Consider the following 19010-nt stretch of genomic DNA (forward strand, 5'->3'; position numbering starts at 1 on the left):
CATTGTTTTCCCATTCGTGTGTTGTGGTTAAAAAAAGATGCTGGTGAGAGACCCGCCAGAGATCTCTTCTCATTCTTCAGGCTAATCTTGTGACCGTTGTAATCAGTATGTGATAAACCGTATGCACAGAGAGCACATCATACGCTGGCCTGCTTTGTTTGGCAATCCTAATAGTCTAAAACTAATTAATCTTATACATCCCTCTTGCACGGGCTTGAGCAGATAAACGAGTGAAATCATCTGGCTTTGTCCAAGACAATTAACGACATTTTTTGCCACGCACCGGCCAATAAATGTTAATCTCCATGCCATCATTTGATCTGAAAATAACCCTTTTTCAACGAGGATTTCATGTCGATAAAACCCATTGAATTCGAAAACGGCGTCTGCCGCATGATCGATCAACGCCTGCTTCCGGCGCAGGAGGTGTGGCTGGATTACCGGGATTACCGCAGCGTGGCAGAAGCCATTCAAACCATGGTGGTGCGCGGCGCTCCGGCCATTGGCGTGGCTGCTGCGTTTGGGGCGGCCTTCGCTGCGGCTGAGATTGAGGCGGAGGACTTCGCCATGTTTGAGTCGCAATTTGAGGAGTGCTGTGCGGTACTGGCCGCGACCCGGCCGACGGCGGTGAATCTGTTTTGGGCGTTGGATCGGATGAAATCCGTGGCGAAGGCCAACCAGAAATTGTCCTTGCCGGACCTGCGTCAGGTGCTGCTCGACGAAGCTCTGACCATTGCTGAAGACGATGATCAGATCAACCGCACCATGGGCGCGCATGGCCAGGTGCTGTTTCCCGACAAAGCCAATATTCTCACCCACTGCAATGCCGGGGCGTTGGCGACGGGTGGTTATGGCACGGCGCTGGGGGTGATCCGTGCGGCGGTGGAAGCGGGCAAGCAGATTGAGGTGTTTGCCGATGAGACGAGACCGTTTTGGCAGGGGGCGCGTTTGACCGCCTGGGAGCTGATGCAGGATGATATCCCGGTAACGGTGATCTGCGATAACATGGCCGGCTATCTGATGCAGCAGGGCCGCGTGGATGCGGTGATTGTTGGTGCTGACCGTATTACCGCCAACGGCGACGTGGCCAACAAGATCGGCACCTACACCGTGGCGGTGCTGGCCAAGGAGCATGGCATTCCGTTTTACGTGGCCGCACCCATGTCGACCATTGACCTGAGTTTGACGGACGGCTCGCAAATTCCCATTGAGGAGCGCGATCCGCGGGAGGTAACACATTGCGGTGATACCCAACTGGCTCCGGACGGCGTCAAAGTGTACAACCCGGCATTTGATGTGACGCCGTCGCATCTGGTGACGGCCATCATCACCGAACGCGGTGTGGTTCAAGGGGATTACCTTAACGGCTTGAAGGCGCTGGCACAGTAAAGGGGCTGATATGGACGAGCAGATGGAACGACTGACGACACTGTTGCAGCAGACTGATGAAGGAACCAAGGAACAACTGTGTGCCTGTATCACGGCCATGGGGTTTGCTGAACCGGAACGCAGCGTGACCAATCTGCAACTGCTGTTCGAGGTTTTGGACGATGCGCCGTTGGTGGCGCGTCAGGCTCAGGTGGCGTTGACCTGCGGTGATCCCGATCTGGCGCTGAACAATCTGGAGCGCTGCAGTAACACTGTTGATCCGCTGCAGTTGGCGCATTGTCTGTCCGATGAGATCAACAACCGCCAATTGATGGTGATGCTCGGAGCGTCGCCGTTTTTGACCGGTATTTTGTGCCGCGATGCCGAATATTTTATCGACCTGTTTATCCGTGGCGAAGTCGACCGTAAAAAAGACGTTGATCTCATGGTGGCCGAGCTGGGCCAGCGGCTTGATCCTGAAACGGATTTTGATGCGTTGCAACGCTGTCTGCGCCGTTACAAATATCGCGAAGTGCTGCGCATCAGTGCCCGTGATCTCAGTGAAACGGCTAATCTCGAAGAGGTGACAGCGGAACTCTCCAGCCTGGCCGCCGCCACACTACGCATTGCCTGCAATCATTGTGAACGGCTACTGCAACAGGAATTGGGGGCACCGCTCCTTGATGAACCGGATGAGCAGGGCCGCGAGCTGGCCACCTTTACTGTGCTCGGCATGGGTAAATTCGGTGGTTGGGAGCTCAATTTCTCATCTGACATCGATCTGATCTATTTCTATTCCGCCACCCAGGGCACAACCAGCGGCATCACCAATGAAAAAGGGGAAACCGAAAACCAGGTCACCCTGCATCAGTATTTCGTCAAACTGGCCGATATGGTGACCAAAGCCATTGGCCAGGTGACCGAAGATGGTTTTGTCTTTCGCGTTGATCTTGATTTGCGCCCCGAAGGACGTAGCGGCGAGATGGCCTGTTCTTTACTCGCGGCGGAGACCTATTATGAAAGCTGGGGGCAGAACTGGGAGCGCTCAGCCATGATGAAAGCACGGCCGGTGGCCGGTGATCTTGATCTTGGCGAACGTTTGTTGTGGGCTCTTGAGCCGTTTATCTATCGGCGCTACCTCGATTACGGCATGATCGAAGACCTCAAGGAGATGAAGCAGAAGATCGACTGCCGACAAGCTCAGCAGCGTGATTGCCAGAACAACCTCAAATTGGGGCGCGGCGGCATTCGTGAGATCGAATTCTTCATTCAGGCTTTGCAGTTGATCTTTGCCGGAAAAAATCCTCAAGTACGCCAGCGCAGCACCCTTAAGGCCATGGTGCTGTTGCGCGAAGCCGGACATTTGAGCGCTGAAGATGCGGCGACATTGCGCCAGGCGTATATCTTTTTGCGCACCGTAGAACATCGCATTCAGGTGGTGCAGGAGCGGCAGACCCATAATTTGCCCACGCACGATCATGACATGCTTTCTCTGGCACGTCGCAGTGGTTTTGACCGCCAGGATGCCTTTGAGGACCGCCTGCAACAACATCGTGACGACGTGGTGCGCATCTATCGCGAACTGTTTTACGCCGGAGAAGATCAGGCTGAAGATGTCATCAAACCGCAGGTGCGCGCGTTGCTCGATGATTCCGTTGACAGCGACTTTACCAAAGACTTGCTCGAGGAGGTCGGCTTTCAGGATGTGGAACAGGGCTTCGAAAGTTTGTGCCGGTTGCGTGAGGGCAAATACGGCTCGCCCATGACGCGGCGGGTACGGCGGTATTTTCAGCGGATTCTGCCAGTCTTGATTCAAGAGATTGTCGAATCGCCCGAACCGGATATGGCTCTGAACAATCTTGAAGAGTTTCTGATGCGGATTCGGGCTCACGGCACCTTTTATGCTCTGATGGCAGAGAACCACGCCATTGTCCGGTTGTTGATCTCACTGTTCAGCACCAGCAAATTTTTATCGCGGATTTTTATCCAGCGCCCGGAAATTCTCGATTCACTGGTGTCGAGTGGCTATGCTGTCGAATTCAAATCGCTTGAAGTGCTGCGCGATGAGCTGACCGAGCAATTGGAGCAGTCGCTGGATTATGAAGATCGCCTTGATCAGTTGCGCCGCTTCCGCAGTGAAGAGTTTTTGCGCATTGCCCTCAACGATCTGCGCGGCGACCAGTTGCAGGGGCGTACCACCATGCAGCTCAGTTGCCTGGCCGTCGTGTGCCTCGAAGCGGCGGTAGAGATGGCGCGCAATGAGCTGATCCCCCGCTTTGGTCTGCCCTATTGCCCTCTTGAACATGGCTGGAAAGAAGCCGAGTTTGCTGTGCTTGGCATGGGCAAATTGGGTGGTATGGAGATCAACTATCACTCCGATCTCGATATCATCTTTATCTACAGCGGACAGGGCAAGAATCGCCCGGCCAAAGGGACCGATCCCGATCGTTTTAAGGAGATCTCCAACCAGGAGTATTTCTCCAAGCTGGCCCAGCGGGTGATCTCCGTATTAACCCTGGCCACCCGTGAAGGGCGGGTCTATGAGATCGATACCCGGTTACGTCCTTCCGGCAATCAAGGACCGCTGGTCACCAGCTTGACCGCGTATCAGAACTACCATGAAGAATCGGCCCAATTGTGGGAGCGCCAGGCGTTGACCAAGGCACAGGTGGTGGTGGGGCCGCCGCGGATCACCGAACAGATCGAGGCGATTAACGACCAGGTGACCTGGGAAAAACCATTGCCCCAGGAGCTAAAAGCCGAAATTTACCGCCTGCGCAGTCGCATGGAGCGCGAAATCGCTAAGGAGGGGGAATCACAGTTCAATATCAAAACCGGCCGAGGCGGCATGGTTGATGTCGAGTTCCTCGTTCAGTACCTGCAGTTGGTGCATGGTAAAGATGTGCCGGAGATTCGCGTATGTAACACTTTGGCGGCTCTGCACGCCATTGGTGATAAGGGGTTGTTGCTCAAAGAGGTTGCTGATGAACTTGAGGACGGCTATAGATTCCTGAGGCGTTTGGAAAACAAACTGCGCCTGGTCCATGACCAGTCGTTTAATCAGATCTCAAAGGATAAAGTCAGCCTGCGTCGCCTGGCTCGGCGTCTTGGCTATACCAAAGAAACGGATTTGCCGGAGCGGCAGTTCCTGAGAGCCTATCGCAAGATGACCGAACAGATTCGTACCCATTTTGATCATTATCTTAAACCTGAAGCGGGTCAGTAAGCTCGGCTTGACTGACTGAAATAATAAGCCCTCTAACCGATGGAGATAACGCAATGAGTCGATTGAAAATTGTCGGCCTGATGCTGTTGGTAGCCTGTGTGCTCAGCGGCTGTGGTTGCCTGGATATTCCCTGCGTATAACACATGCAGATAAGAATGGCGCTGAAGAGGTTCAGCGCCGTTCTTGTTTTTATTTAGCGCTGCGGCTTTTTCGTTCAGCAGCACTGAACGTCAGCGCGTGAACCACTGAAGAGCAAGGTCAAGATCAAAGTCAAGGTCGCCGGGTTTCGTCCCGGCAGCCGACATATTTTTGACTGGCCGCTCAAAAGTATGGAAAAGCCGGCTTAAACTTCTCCTGAACCTGGATCAACCGACAATGTGTCAGTTTCACTGATTCGGCTTGCCGCCCTTTAGGTCGACGAATCGTGCAACTCATCATCTTTGGCGTAAAACGTTGATAACGGTTTGATGCAACTCCATATTCCTACCGTGGCACTGATCAAACGGGTGGGCAGTGCCCACCCTTCGACAGAGTGTTATTTAGCTCCCAAGCCCTCCCGTTCAGCAGCACCGAACGTAATGAACGTCAGCGCGATGGTTGTCGGCAACTTGTTTGAGCGCCAGCAAGTTTTGCCGACATCGCGATGTAAGTAAATGGAGTGAGGGAACCCGTAAGGGTGCAATGACGAGAGTCGATTTTGCCTCCCTTTTTTCGACGCAAAAGGGAGCCGACGGGCGGGCGCGGAAGCCCGCGTCATGTGCGTACCATCGTTGCGAACGGATGAAGTTTGCTAGAGCGATTAGTTTCGGATTGCGAACCACTTAAGGTCAAGATCAAAGTCAAGGTCGCCGGGTTTCGTCCCGGCAGCCGACATGCTTTTGACTGGCCGCTCAAAAGTATGCAAAAGCCGGCTTGAACTTCTCCTGAACCTGGATCAACCTATAATGGATTTGTTTCCGTTATGCCTCACTGATTCGGTTTTCCGCCCTTTAGGTCGGCAAATCGTGCGACTCATCACTATTGGCGTAAAACGTTGATAACATATTATGTCGCGTTCTATCTCTGGTGTGGCTCCGATCTAACGGGTGGGACGGAGCCCACCCTTGCAGTTGTGTGTTGTTTTGCACCTCTGCGCTCCCTTTCAGCAGCACCGACACCTACGTTGTGCATACTAACACTGTGAAAGAAAGAGGTTCGCCAGTGTGGTTTGTTCCAAATTTCTAACCACATAGACGGTCAAGCGCAGTCAAAAGTCCTTTAGGTTCTTATCCAGCAAATGACGCGGCTGCACATTGCGCATGGCATTGAGCAGACTGTTTTTGATCTGCGGAATCTCCCCCTGCAACTCTTCAATCAATACTTTCATCCGTTGGCGTTTTTGATCGCGGCGCACCAGCATCGGGCAGCTGCAGTCGACGCGGGGAATGTTGCGTAACGCCGTCCATTGGTCAATGAGGTGTTCTTCAACATACACCAGTGGCCGGATGACGGTTTGCTCGCCGTTGTCGGCCAGAAGCTTGGGACTCATGGCACTGATGGTGCCGGAGTAGAACTGATTGAGCAGCAGGGTTTCGATATGGTCGTCGAGATGGTGGCCGAGGGCGACCTTGTTGCAGCCGAGTTTTTGAGCCGTGGTGTAGAGTGCTCCACGACGCAACCGAGCACAGAACGCGCAGTACGACGAGCCGGGACGCAGGTGGGCGTTGATCACTTCTTCGCCATTGGTGGTTTCAAGATGGGCTGTGAAGCCCTGTTCGGTCAGATAGTGGGTGATGGTGGCGGTGTCAAAGCCATCAAAGCCGGGATTGATGGTTACCGGCACCAGCTCGTAGTGGATCGGCGCACGCCGACACAGCTCTTTGAGCACATGGAGCATGGTCCACGAGTCTTTACCGCCGGAGATGGCAACCAGAATGCGGTCGTTTTCCTCAATCAGGTTGAAATCGCCCACGGCCTTGCCGGCCAGGCGTTTGATTTTGTCAAAAAGTTTCTGTTCGTTCACTGGAGGATTCTTTTTGTGGAATAGGGGTCGTAGCGCTGACTATAGCGAGGTCGTGTCTCGGGATCAAGAGATGTCTTCAGGGAAATGCCTCATGAGTTAGCAAGATGCGATGCCGCGATTAAAAACGCGTGTTGCTTTTTCGGCTTGCGTCGTTAAAAAGCCCCCGGATGGGACTTTTTTCAACACCCTGTTAAGCAGCGTTCTTTTGTTTCTCCCGTTGGATCAGAGTGGCAGACAGGTTGGCTTTGGAGGGAAAATAGCGGTACACCATCTGCTTGGTTACGGTGGCCTGGCGGGCAACGGCATCCATGCTGGTGGCGTCGTAACCATGGGCAAGAAACAGTTGTTTCGCTGCGTTGAGGATTCCGACATTTTTTTTGTGTAGTTTTTATCCGCTTTTGCTTTAGGCGGAGGTTACTTCCTTGACCAAGCGGCTGTCAGGGTTTAGCCAGTCATGCTTGCCAGTATGAAGAAATAATACTTGCGGGTCTGATTTTGTGTGAGCTGTGAAAATGGTGTCAACGATGGAGAACTGTTTACGAATTATCAGCAGGCACAACGTATGGCCGAATCTCTTGGTGAGCAGGGACACGCAGAGTGGTGGATCGAGCCTAAGGTGCCTTTGTTAAAGGGATTCTTATCTTTCTAGCCACCAGAAAAAAGTAATTTCTCGGGTGAAAAAAAATCTACAATAGGATATTGTGATGAGAGTCATTTGGGTGGGTTATTTTTTTACCGTCGAGTTCTTATGGAAAAGCTGCCAGTAGAAAAAGCGATTGGTCGTTCTTTGGCCCATGATTTAACCGAAGTCAATCCGTGCTATCGACGGAAGTGTGTGGCCTTTTGCCGTGGGCATGTCATCCGCGAACAGGACTTGGATGTGCTCAAACAGATGGGCAAGCGCCATCTTTATGTCGGGCCCGTTGACACGGGACAGATTCATGAAGACCAGGTTGCTTTGGCTCTGGCACCTTATCTGGCTGGAGAGGGAATAGGGCACGACCGGGTCACCAAAGAGGGCAAGGTGAATTTTCGTGCATTGAATGCCGGGTTGTTCCGTGTCGATATCGAGCGATTGGCAGAGCTGAACCGGATGGCGGTTCCTTCCATGCCGACGATTCATGATCGTTTTCCTGTCGTCGAAGGAAAGGTTGTGGCGGCTTTTCGTATCATCCCACTGACGTGCAGTGAACGTGTTTTTGACCGGATGAAAGCCGTTGCCGAAACGCCGTTGATCTGGCTCGACCCGTACGTCATTCAGCGCGCGGCAATTGTTGTGACCGGGTCCGAGGTTTATTCGGGAGTTGTTGAGGATCGCTTTGTTCCACGGTTACGCTATAAGCTGCAGCAGTTGGGTGTTGAAACAACTTTTTCAGCCATTGTTCCTGATGACCGTCGCGCCATTGCCGAAGCCGTAACGAAGGCGGAACAGGCTGCAGAACTGGTGTTGGTGACTGGAGGAACATCGGTGGACCCGGATGATGTGACGTTTCAAGCCATGGCTGATGTGGGCGTCACGTTCCAACGCCGTGGTAATCCGGTGCAGCCGGGGAACCATATGAGCCTTGGCAGTAAATCGCAGCGCGTTTTTTGTTCCGTTCCTGCGGCAGCATTGCATTTTCAGACCACCGCATTGGATCTGTTTTTGCCGAGATTGCTGACCGGCGACATGCCAACAGATGAGGAGTTGGCCAGTGCCGGTCATGGTGGGCTGTGTCATTTTTGTGAACCCTGCGTTTATCCCGTGTGCCCCTTTGGCCGCTTTTAGGACCTGATCATGTCACCTGTCTCCTATCCTGATGCACTGCGTTCCCTGCTGACGGCTGTCTCACCGGTTGGTAAAGAAACGGTTTGCATTGGTGATGCGTTGCACCGCATTACGGCTGAAAGGGTGCTGGCACCACAGCCGTTACCCAACAGTCGGCGTAGTGCTGTGGATGGTTTTGCACTCGCTGACGTGACGCGTCGTCAGTGGCGGGTGGCTGGTAGCCGTGCTGCAGGCGAGTTAGCGACGGACCCTCTGGCCGAAGAAGATGCCTTAGCGGTGATGACCGGAGGCGGCGTTCCCGACAATGCCAAGGCTGTTGTGCGGGTCGAAGAGAGTCATCAGCTTGGCGATTCCCTGTGTTTGGCGGATGGTGTGGTTGCCAACGGGAATATCAATGAACTCGGTCATGAGCTGATGCCCGGATACTCGTTGTTGGATGCGGGGTGCCGGATGGATGCGATTCGTCATAGTACCTTGTGCTATGCCGGAGTGAGTGACCTTTGTGTCTATCGTCCACTACGGGTGGGGGTGATGTTGTCAGGGGGCGAATTGCTGACGCCCGGCACGCCACCGCGTCCTGGGAGCAGTTACGAATGTCATCGGGCCCTGTTGCAACCGACTCTGGAACAATTAGGCTGTCAGTGTACGTTTGCTGGTCCGGTCGCAGATGATCCTCAACGCATTCATGACACGGTTGAGCAATTGGCCGAGCATCATGACCTCATTGTCACCAGTGGCGGTGTATCGATGGGGAAGTATGATTTTGTTCGACCGTTGCTGAAACAGCAGGAGTTTGAGTTGGTGGTTGATCGGACAAAAATTAAACCGGGAAGCCCGTTGCTGGCGGCAAAGCGCGGTGAGCAGTTGTTTGTGGCTATGCCGGGGTATCCGGCAGCGTTCCTGATCAATTTGTTTTTATATCTGGTTCCGGTGATAAAACGACTGGCCGGTTGGCAACGTTATGCCCCCTTATGGCAACACGAAGTTTTAAATGCTCCGTTGCGTGGGCGAGTCGGGCGCAGCGATATGATTCGTATTCAAAAACGGGCCGAAAAAGTGGCTCCTCTGGCGGATCAACTCACCTCGCATTATTGCGGTTTTGCTCAAGCCGAGGGGCTGGCCTGGCTCGATGAAACCCGGTCACATGCCACTGCAGGTGAATCGGTGGCAGTGTGCTGGTTTGATGCGTTGGTCAATGATGGAGGGCAGTGATATGGCTCAACCGATTTTGTGTGCCCTGAGCGGCTGGTCCGGTAGCGGCAAAACCACGTTGGTCTGTGCCATTGTCCGTTACCTGGAGCGTCACCACCGGATGCGGGTCGGTGTGATTAAACATGATGGTCACAGGTTTCCTGCCGATGTCAGTGGTTCTGATACCTGTCGTTTGGCCGAAGCCGGAGCGGTGCGAACCGTATTGTGCGGCGAGGATGGTCTGGTGGTGCGCGAGACAGAAACCCCGCCGCCTTCCATGGAGGCGTTGATTGACCGGTTTGGCGCTGATCTGGATATCTTGCTGCTTGAGGGTTTCAAAAACGCCGATGTCGACAAAATTGAGGTCTACCGATCAAGTCAGGGGAAAACCCCTTTGTTTCTGCACCCGGATCGTTATCCCCGTGTCGTGGCTGTGGCCACCGATACCCCGCTTGATGATGGTACGGCACCGCAGCAATTGGATCTCAACTGTCCCGAGCAGATCGCCGAATTTATTCTTAAACGCAATAAAGCTGTTCTCAAGGTGAGCGCATGACTCTGATTGATCCGTACCAACGCACTATTAATTATCTGCGTCTGTCCATTACCGATCAGTGTAATTTGCGTTGCCGGTACTGCCAGCCGCATGGTCGGGCGGCAAATCGGACTCGCCGACTTTTGCGTGATCGGGAAATCATGTTTTTGGCTCAACAGGCGATTGATCTCGGGGTGGAGAAAATTCGTATCACCGGGGGCGAGCCGTTGGTACGCTCCGGGGTGATTCGTCTGCTGTCTGAATTGCGTGCTCTGGAAGGGTTGCAGCACCTGGTTTTGACCACCAATGGTCTGTTGTTGTCGCGTTATGCGCCCGATCTGGCTGCTGCCGGGGTCAAGCGGATCAATGTCAGTATTGATTCATTACGCCACGAGCGTTTTCGCGAGATAACCCGTGGTGGTTCGTTGGTGGAATGGTGTCGTGGCATCGATGCCGCAGAGAAAGCCGGGTTGACGGTTAAACTCAATGTGGTGGTCATGGCCGGTGTCAATGATGATGAAGTGGTCGATTTTGTTCGCTTTGCCAGTCAGCGGGACTGGACCGTGCGCTTTATTGAATATATGCCGTTTGCCGGCGACCACTATAAGGCGATGGATGAACAGGTGTTGCACGAACGTCTTGATCGGGCAGGTTTTTCACTGGCACCGCTGCCGTCCGGGAAAGTCGCCGGACCGGCGCGTGAATATGCTGTGGCTGGGCGAGCGGGAAAAGTTGGTTTTATCTCTGCGCGTTCCTGTCCGTTTTGCCAACAGTGCAACCGCTTACGCGTTACGGCTTACGGTGAAGGGCGCGGATGTCTGTTCAGCACTGAAGGAATCAATGTGAGACCGGCGCTGGAAGCGTTTGACTGTGAACTGTTGAAAGATCAGCTGATGCAACTGGCCTCTCAGAAGCCCCAGCAGTATGTGTCGCTGGATCGGGGAGAGCAGGTGGTTATGTCGGCCATTGGCGGGTAGGGAGCGATGTCAAAATCCGATGTCACCGGTATAATCCTTGCCGGAGGGAAAAGTCGCCGCATGGGACGGGAAAAATTGTTTCTCGATGTTGGTGGCCAGCCGTTGTTCGAGCGTGTTTTTTATCCCTTACGGATGGTGTTTGATGACATACTGATTGTTGCCAATGATCAGAAACGTTTTGAGCGCTATCAGGTTCCGCTGGTCAGCGATATTTATCCCGGTAGTGCTCTGGGGGGGCTCTACAGCGGTTTGATGCACGCTGCGACTCCTTGGGGCTTTGTCTGTGCTGCGGATATGCCGTTTGTCAATTTGAGTCTGATCCGTTATCTTTTAACACAGACGACGAATTACGATATTGTGGTGCCGGTCAGTGAGCAGGGTGTGGAACCACTGTTTGCCTGTTATTCGAAACGTTGCCTTCCCGCCATGGAGCAGGCGCTGGAAAACAGGCAGTATAAAATTATCGATGTTTGGGAAACACTGCGCGTATGCGAGGTCCCCATGACGAAATTTCGCCATCTTCCGGCAATAGAGACCGCGTTTATCAATCTCAACCGTGAAGAAGATGTCCATTACAGTCATCAATTGCTGACCCCGAAACGGGGATAAGAGGAAAGGAACTTACTATGTTCGGATTGGGGACGACGGAACTGCTGGTTATTCTCGGCATCGTTGTTGTTTTGTTCGGAGCGAAACGGCTACCTCAGCTGGGTTCGGGTCTGGGCAAGGGAATCAAAAATTTTAAACAGGGCATAAAAGAGAACGACACCGAAAGTCTTGAAGACAAACCGGATGACAAGTGAGATTATTGCCCAAAACTCAACTAATCTGTCATTCGTGTTAAAGGAGCTGCCATGTTTGGGATAGGAATGCCGGAACTGCTGGTGATTCTGGTCATCGCCCTGATTTTTATCGGTCCGGGCAAGCTACCCGAGGTTGCCCGATCTCTGGGCCGGGGGATGCGCGAATTTCGCCGCGCCACGCATGACATCAAACAGACCTTTGATGTTGAGGCTGAAGTGATCACGGAATCCCCTACACCGGAAAAAGTGACTGCTGCTGCCAAAAATACCGCTGACGAAGAACATCCGCGCAACGATAACGCCGAGAAAAAAGGTGACGCTCACCATGGCTGATCGTGAGCAATCTCTGGTCAGCCACCTCGAAGAGTTGCGCCGTCGCCTGGTTGTTGCCGTGTTGGCCTGGCTGATCGGTTTTGCTGCCTGTTATCACAAGGCTGAATGGTTGTTTGATCAGATTGCCCAACCGGTTCAGCAGGCGTTGCCCGATGGCAGTTCTCTGGTGTTTATCCACGCCACCGAGCCGTTTTTTGCCTATCTGAAAGTCGCGGCCCTGGCGGGTTTTATTGTCGCTTTGCCAATCATTCTCTGGCAATTGTGGATGTTTGTCTCGCCGGGGATGTACAGCCATGAACGACGGATGGCCATTCCCTTCGTGTTGCTCAGTTGTCTGTGCTTCGGCACCGGAACTTATTTCGGTTTTATCTATGTTTTCCCTGTCGTTTTTACCTTCCTGATCAACTTCGGTCTGGCCGCCGGTGATGTTAGTGCTATGCTGTCCATGGGCGCCTACCTGAGCATGGCCATCCATCTGCTGATGGCGTTCGGGGTGGTGTTTGAATTGCCCATTGTTCTCATGTTTCTCGCCCGCATCGGCTTGGTCGACTACCACTGGCTGGCTAAGCAGCGTCGTTACGCTCTGTTGCTGGGATTTATCGTCGGTGCCGTCCTCACGCCTCCTGACCTGTTTTCTCAGGTCTCCATTGCCCTGCCGTTTGTTGTGCTCTATGAACTGGGGATATGGGGGGCGCGTCTGGTGGGAAAGACACGGGACAGTGACGATGAAGATGCCGAGATTGATCAATAGAACGTTACGGTCGAGCTCTTATGTTTTACATCGTTCAATTTAAGCGGCACAGTCCTCACGTTCAGGCCATGTCACGTACGTACCAGGCTGTACTCACGAGAGTCAATGTGCTGATTGGTGTTGTCTCACCGGTAATGTGCGGTTGAGTGCCACTCGACTCTGATATCAGACGCAACAAAGCCGGTTCGGGGAGGCATCCGAACCGGCTTTGTTTATGTGTGTATCAAAACTAGGAAGAAAGGAGAACAAAACCTGCCTGCCACAACAAGCTTTGATGGTTATGACTCTACCAATGGATGTCAGCTTAAAACACCGCCAGACGCGTAAAAAATTGCACCCTGAGACACGAAACTGAACTGTGTATCTGCACAGCCTGTTTGCTGCTTTTTTCTTACATGACCGATCTTACTGCGATTTTTGAGTGGACCCTCCCTGCCTTCTTCATGCCTGATTTTTCTGCCCGCCTTGAGTAACGTTTTTTCTCTATTACGCTTTAAATAGCTTGCGTGGAAAAAGCCACGACTGCGTTCACGTTTTGATTATCAGAACAGGTGGGAAACAATGAAAACGACATTTTTTATTCTTGTGCTGAGCCTGATGCTGGTGCCAGCCGGCGCTTTTGCCGACAAAGCCATTTTCGCCGGCGGTTGTTTCTGGTGCATGGAATCCGATTTTGAAAAACTATCCGGTGTGACAGACGTTGTCAGCGGGTTTACCGGTGGAACCGTGGAAAACCCGACCTACAATGGCAGTCACGAAGGGCATTATGAAGCCGTTGAAATTGAGTACGATCCACGTGTTGTCAGTTATCAGGACTTGTTGGAGTATTACTGGGTCAATATCGACCCTTTTGACGCACGGGGCCAGTTCTGTGATAAAGGCACTAGTTACCGCAGTGCTATCTTTGTGGCAAATGACAAGCAGAGGACCTTGGCTGAGATATCCCGGCAGCGGGTTGTACAACAGTTCCCTGATCGGAAAATTGTGACGCCGGTACTTGATGCGACTACTTTTTATCCGATCCGTGGTGAGGAGAGCTATCATCAGGATTTTTACAAAAAGAGCCCGATAAAGTACAAATTTTACCGATGGAATTGTGGTCGCGACCAGCGCCTTAAAGAGATCTGGGGTGATAAAGCGACTGTACATTAAGTGATTGTCCTGCAAAGACACAATAAAGCCGGCTCGGGGAGGCATTCCGAACCGGCTTTATTGTGTGTATAACCAGGAAGAAAGGAGAACCAAAACCTGCCTGCCACAACAAGCTTTGATGGTTGCTACTCTAGCAAGGGGTGTCAGCTGATAACACCGCCAGACGCGTAAATGTTTGCATCTGGAGCCACGACAATAAACTGTGCAGTTGCACATGATTGTATGCGCATTGTTCTATGTTTTAGGTCGAATGGATGTTGCTTGTCTGCTGATTCCGATTGAGAATGCCCCATGGGCTGAAAAGTAGACACTTTGCCTGGTTGAAAAGCAAACTATTCAGTCTGTTAGCTCTCTGCGCGGTTGCCGCAACCCCGGAATGGTGATAGCATTTCACAACGATTAATATCTGGAATCTCCGATTAAAGTGCACCCTGAACCTGTAATGAGCCCGCGACGGCGTGGCGATGGATTTGGAGCCCTTCTATGAACCTTGCCGAACAGTTCCACGAAAACTGTGGTTTTGGCTTGCTTGCCCATATTCACAATCTTCCCTCTCACACGATGCTTGAAGATGCCATCAAGGCGTTGAGCCGTATGATGCACCGCGGCGCGATTGCTGCGGACGGCAAAACCGGTGACGGCAGTGGTCTGTTGTGCTCCATGCCGCATCGCTTTATGAACAATGTCTGCGAAGAGGCGGGTGTTTCCCTGCCGGAACAATATGCGGTGGCGACCTTGTTTCTCTCTGATGTTGAAGTGCAGAAAAATGCGTTTCGCGAACAGTGTGAAAGCAATGACCTGCAAGTGCTGTTGTTTCGTGAGGTGCCGCTGAATACCGAAGCACTGGGCGACTATGCTCTGTCGATGCTGCCGACCATTGTTCAGGCATTTGTTGTGCCGTCGGCATTGATTGCCACGCGTCGCTTTGATGCGCTGCTTTACCTGACCCGCAAGGAAGTGGAGAAGGCGTTTCGTGGTGACGAGGATTTTTATATTGCCTCGTTTTCACGCACGGTGGTGTCGTACAAAGGTCTGGTGATGCCGACCTATATTCGTATGCTGTTTCCTGATCTGCAGCGCGAGGATTTTGAGATCTCCTTTGCTCTGTTCCACCAGCGTTTTTCGACAAATACGTTACCCAAGTGGAAGCTGGCCCAGCCGTTGCGCACCATTGCTCACAATGGCGAAATCAACTCGATTCAGGGTAATCGTTTCAACGCGTCGTGCAAATTTGTAGATGCCCACAGCCCGGTATTTTCCGATGCCGAGCTGCAACGGCTGATGCCGATTCTGGAAGAAAAAGTCAGCGACAGCGGCAGCCTTGACAACATGATCGAGTTTCTGATGGTCAATGGTGTCGATTATTTCAAAGCGATCCGTTCGGTGGTGCCGCCGGCACGACACAATGTTGCTCACATGCCGGCCAAACTGCGTTCTTTCTATGAGTACACCTCAGCGGCGTTTGAGCCGTGGGACGGGCCAGCTGCGGTCAGTGTCACCAATGGTCGCTACATCGGTTGCGTGCTCGACCGGAACGGTCTGCGCCCGGCCAAGTATCAGATCACCACGGATGACCGGCTGATTATCTCCAGTGAGTACGGGGTTTTGGACCTTGATCCGCGTGAAGTGAAAGTGCGTGGTCGTTTGCAGAGTGGCCAGATGATTGCTGCCGATTTGCACCAGGGAGAGGTGTTTTTTACCGAGGACATTGATCGCTACCTGATGAATTCCCACCCCTATAACGAATGGCTGACCGAGCGTACCTTCTATCTGCAGGAATTTATCGAACGTCAGTTTGAGGATTTCTCCGATTGTGAGTGCAGCGAGCTGATTCGAAAGCAGCGTTATTTCAACGTGACCGGCGAAGTGGCTGATTTGGTGATCACGCCGATGCTTAAAGACGGCAAGGAACCGACCGGGTCCATGGGCGATGACACGCCGATGGCGGCGTTCTCCGAAAAACAGCGCAACTTTACCGATTTTTTCCGCCAGAAATTTGCCCAGGTGACCAATCCGCCCATTGATCCGTTGCGTGAAAAAGCGGTGATGTCCACCACCATCGGCGTCGGCGATGTCGGCAACCCGCTGATCGAAACGCCGGAGCGGGCTTTGCGCCTGAAGAGCATTTCGCCGGTGTTGTCACCGGATATCTTTCAGGCCTTGTTGTCGTTTGGAGATCCAGAGCGGCCCCGCTATGAATCGTGTTACCGCTACCAGAGCTTCAGCACCGGGTTTAAGGACGGTTTGCAGCGCAGCCTGACCGCCTTGTGTGATGACATTGTCGCAGCGGTGCGCGGCGGGGTCCATGTGATTGTGTTGGATGACCGTTGTATCGATGAGACGACGCGCATTATCCCCATGGCCATGGCTGTCGGTGCCGTCAATCAGCGCCTGGCCAGTGAAGGGCTGCGCCATAAGACCTCCATTGTCGCCTGCAGTGGTGAGGTGTTCGACTCCCATTCGGCCTGTGTGTTGCTCGGTTACGGGGCCGTGGCTATCTATCCCTGGCTGCTTTATGCCACCGGCTATGATATTTGCCGCCAGCACAGTGGCACCCCGCGTGAAATTCGCACCGGATTGCGCAATATGTACGATGCGGTGACCAAAGGGGTGCTGAAGATCATGTCGAAAATGGGTATCAGTACCGTGTCGAGTTATCGCAATGCCGCGCTGTTTGATGTGATCGGCCTGAGCCGCGACATGGTGGCGGATTGCTTTAACGGTTCCAGTGCCCTGTTGCCGGGGTTGAGTTACGATGACATTGAACAACGTATCGCCAAAGTCCATGACAAGGTGTTCCGCCGCAGCTACATGGAATCCGTCTACCCACTGGAGATCGGCGGGTTTTATCGCAACAACCCCGGTGGTGAATACCATGATTTTAACGCTCGGGTGATTACGACGCTGCACCAGTTTGCTGAACAGCGTACCCGGCAGGGCTATTTGGAATTCCGTGCGTTGATTGATAGCCGGGGACGCAAGTTTGTCCGTGATTTTCTCGAGTTTACCTCGCCCAATGCGGCGATCTCGCTGGATGAGGTGGAACCGGTAGAAGCTATCACCTGCCGCTTCGATTCTGCGGCCATGTCTCTGGGGGCGTTGTCCCCCGAGGCCCACGAAGCATTGGCTGAAGCGCTGAACCAGTTGGGTGGCCGCTCTAACTGCGGTGAGGGCGGGGAGGATGCCGCGCGTTTCCGTACCAACCGCAACAGCAAGATCAAACAGATTGCGTCAGGGCGTTTCGGTGTGACTCCGGCCTACCTGCGCAGTGCCAGTGAAATTCAAATCAAGCTGGCTCAGGGTGCCAAGCCGGGGGAAGGTGGGCAGCTACCGGGGGAAAAGGTGACGCCGTTGATCGCCGCGTTGCGTTTTACCGTACCCGGCGTTACGTTGATTTCACCGCCACCGCACCACGATATTTATTCTATTGAGGATCTGGCCCAGCTGATTTTTGACCTCAAGCAGATCAATCCGGAAGCCACCATCAGCGTCAAACTGGTCTCAACCGCCGGTGTCGGCACCATTGCCGCCGGGGTGGCCAAGGCGTACGCAGATAAAATTGTTATCTCCGGCAATGACGGCGGTACCGGTGCGGCTCAGCTCAATTCCATCAAGCATGCCGGGAATCCATGGGAGTTGGGTCTTTCCGAGGCGCACAACAGCCTCAAAGGTAACGGTTTGCGCGAGTTGGTGCAGTTGCAGACTGACGGCGGCTTGAAGATCGGTCGCGATATCGTCAAGGCCGCCATGCTCGGTGCGGAAAGCTACGGGTTCGGTACGCCGCTGCTGGTACTGCTCGGCTGCAAAATGTTGCGTGTCTGCCATCTCAATCGTTGCACCGTCGGTGTTGCCACCCAGGATGATTTCCTGCGCAGCCATTACCAGGGTACCGTCGACAAGGTGGTCAGTTATCTGACCAATGTCGCCGAAGATGTCCGCGAGATTCTCGCCGAACTCGGCTTCCGCAGTCTCAACGAGGTGATCGGTCGCAGTGATCTGCTCAAAGCTATTGACGATGAGGCTGTCGACAAATTTGATTTCTCTGCCGTGTTGCAGCACTGTAATGGTGTGGATATCAAACAGAAGGCCAACGATCCTTTCGATGACAACGCCTTTGAAAAAGATGTCCTCAAAGAGGTCTATTCCAGCCTGAAAAATCCCAAGGAAGAGATTGTCGTTGAGCGCGATATCATCAATACCTGCCGCAGCTTCGGCACTATGATCAGTGGTGAGATTGCCCGCTATTATGGCGATGAAGGACTGTCCAAAGATACCATCACCGTCAAGCTCACCGGTGTGGCTGGCCAATCCCTCGGGGCGTTTCTTGCCAATGGTCTGACGATTCATGTCGACGGCGTGGCCAATGACTATGTCGGTAAAGGGATGCACGCCGGCTTGATCAGCGTGGTGCCGCCCGAATACAAGCCGGGCATGTCGGCAGTTGGCAACACCTGCCTTTATGGTGCCACTGGCGGTAAGTTATTTGTCGCCGGAACTGCTGGCGAACGTTTTGGCGTGCGCAACTCCGGCGCTCTGGCCGTGGTGGAAGGCAGTGGTGACCATGCCTGTGAATACATGACCGGCGGTACCGTGGTGATTCTCGGTGAAACCGGCATCAATTTCGGTGCAGGGATGACCGGCGGCGCAGCCTTCGTCTACGATCGCAACAAGAACTTTATCGACAAGCTGAATCAGGAACTGGTTGAGGCACGGCGCATCGACGTTGATGATGACAATGAAGGCAAACTTTATCTCAAGCAGATTCTTACCAGTTACCACAATCGCACCCGTAGCCCTCTGGCGCGCTACGTGCTGGATAATTTCCGTGAAGAACTGGCGTATTTCTGGATGGTGGTGCCTAAAGATATGAAGGCACCCCTCAATCCGAAAGAGGGGGATTAGGA

Annotated in this window: 13 protein-coding genes and 1 pseudogene; 12 read left to right on the plus strand and 2 right to left on the minus strand. The window is 53.2% G+C overall.

Features of this window, described 5'->3' with window-relative positions:
• Positions 1-351: 351 nt before the first annotated feature.
• Positions 352-1389, plus strand: coding sequence for an S-methyl-5-thioribose-1-phosphate isomerase (mtnA, locus tag DACE_RS03715; RefSeq protein WP_005998427.1), 1038 nt, complete (start codon positions 352-354; stop codon positions 1387-1389).
• A gap of 10 nt (positions 1390-1399) precedes the next feature.
• Positions 1400-4594 carry a bifunctional [glutamate--ammonia ligase]-adenylyl-L-tyrosine phosphorylase/[glutamate--ammonia-ligase] adenylyltransferase gene (glnE, locus tag DACE_RS03720; protein WP_005998428.1) on the plus strand — a complete coding sequence of 1065 codons (3195 nt, stop codon included), beginning with the start codon at positions 1400-1402 and terminating at the stop codon, positions 4592-4594.
• A 1246-nt stretch (positions 4595-5840) separates the two neighbouring features.
• On the opposite strand, the pseudogene ttcA reads toward glnE, so the two are convergent.
• Positions 5841-6602: pseudogene (ttcA, locus tag DACE_RS03725) on the minus strand (tRNA 2-thiocytidine(32) synthetase TtcA); the annotation flags it as partial.
• Between the two features lie 184 nt (positions 6603-6786).
• Positions 6787-6960 carry a helix-turn-helix domain-containing protein gene (locus tag DACE_RS17785; protein WP_081449932.1) on the minus strand — a complete coding sequence of 58 codons (174 nt, stop codon included), beginning with the start codon at positions 6958-6960 and terminating at the stop codon, positions 6787-6789.
• A gap of 384 nt (positions 6961-7344) precedes the next feature.
• Between DACE_RS17785 and DACE_RS03735 the strand changes: the two genes are divergently transcribed.
• The 10 genes from DACE_RS03735 (at position 7345) to gltB (ending at position 19008) form a co-directional block, all read left to right on the plus strand.
• The gene (locus DACE_RS03735; protein WP_005998432.1) at positions 7345-8364 is read left to right on the plus strand and encodes a molybdopterin-binding protein; all 1020 of its coding nucleotides are present in this window, start codon (positions 7345-7347) and stop codon (positions 8362-8364) included.
• Positions 8365-8373: 9 nt separating this feature from the next.
• Positions 8374-9576 (plus strand): molybdopterin molybdotransferase MoeA, encoded by a 1203-nt coding sequence (locus DACE_RS03740; protein WP_005998434.1) that lies wholly within the window; start codon positions 8374-8376, stop codon positions 9574-9576.
• Between the two features lies 1 nt (position 9577).
• A complete protein-coding gene (gene mobB, locus DACE_RS03745) occupies positions 9578-10111 on the plus strand; it encodes a molybdopterin-guanine dinucleotide biosynthesis protein B (RefSeq protein ID WP_005998436.1) in 534 nt (177 codons plus the stop codon).
• A complete protein-coding gene (gene moaA, locus DACE_RS03750; RefSeq protein ID WP_005998437.1) occupies positions 10108-11067 on the plus strand; it encodes a GTP 3',8-cyclase MoaA in 960 nt (319 codons plus the stop codon). Before mobB ends, moaA begins: the two co-directional genes overlap by 4 nt.
• 6 nt (positions 11068-11073) lie before the next feature.
• Positions 11074-11676 carry a molybdenum cofactor guanylyltransferase gene (gene mobA, locus DACE_RS03755; protein WP_005998439.1) on the plus strand — a complete coding sequence of 201 codons (603 nt, stop codon included), beginning with the start codon at positions 11074-11076 and terminating at the stop codon, positions 11674-11676.
• A gap of 17 nt (positions 11677-11693) precedes the next feature.
• Positions 11694-11870: a twin-arginine translocase TatA/TatE family subunit gene (locus tag DACE_RS03760; protein WP_005998440.1), complete on the plus strand. Its 177-nt coding sequence runs from the start codon at positions 11694-11696 to the stop codon at positions 11868-11870.
• 51 nt (positions 11871-11921) lie between these two features.
• Complete coding sequence (locus tag DACE_RS03765; protein WP_005998441.1) at positions 11922-12203, plus strand: twin-arginine translocase TatA/TatE family subunit; 282 nt, start codon at positions 11922-11924, stop codon at positions 12201-12203.
• Positions 12196-12954, plus strand: coding sequence for a twin-arginine translocase subunit TatC (gene tatC / locus DACE_RS03770; RefSeq protein ID WP_005998443.1), 759 nt, complete (start codon positions 12196-12198; stop codon positions 12952-12954). Before DACE_RS03765 ends, tatC begins: the two co-directional genes overlap by 8 nt.
• A 561-nt stretch (positions 12955-13515) precedes the next feature.
• Entirely contained in the window at positions 13516-14106 is a 591-nt protein-coding gene (gene msrA, locus DACE_RS03775) for a peptide-methionine (S)-S-oxide reductase MsrA (RefSeq protein WP_005998446.1), read from the plus strand.
• Between the two features lie 483 nt (positions 14107-14589).
• Positions 14590-19008 carry a glutamate synthase large subunit gene (gltB, locus tag DACE_RS03780; protein WP_005998448.1) on the plus strand — a complete coding sequence of 1473 codons (4419 nt, stop codon included), beginning with the start codon at positions 14590-14592 and terminating at the stop codon, positions 19006-19008.
• The last annotated feature ends 2 nt before the right edge of the window (positions 19009-19010 follow it).

This window comes from Desulfuromonas acetoxidans DSM 684, from assembly GCF_000167355.1.
Taxonomy (GTDB): Bacteria; Desulfobacterota; Desulfuromonadia; order Desulfuromonadales; family Desulfuromonadaceae; genus Desulfuromonas; species Desulfuromonas acetoxidans.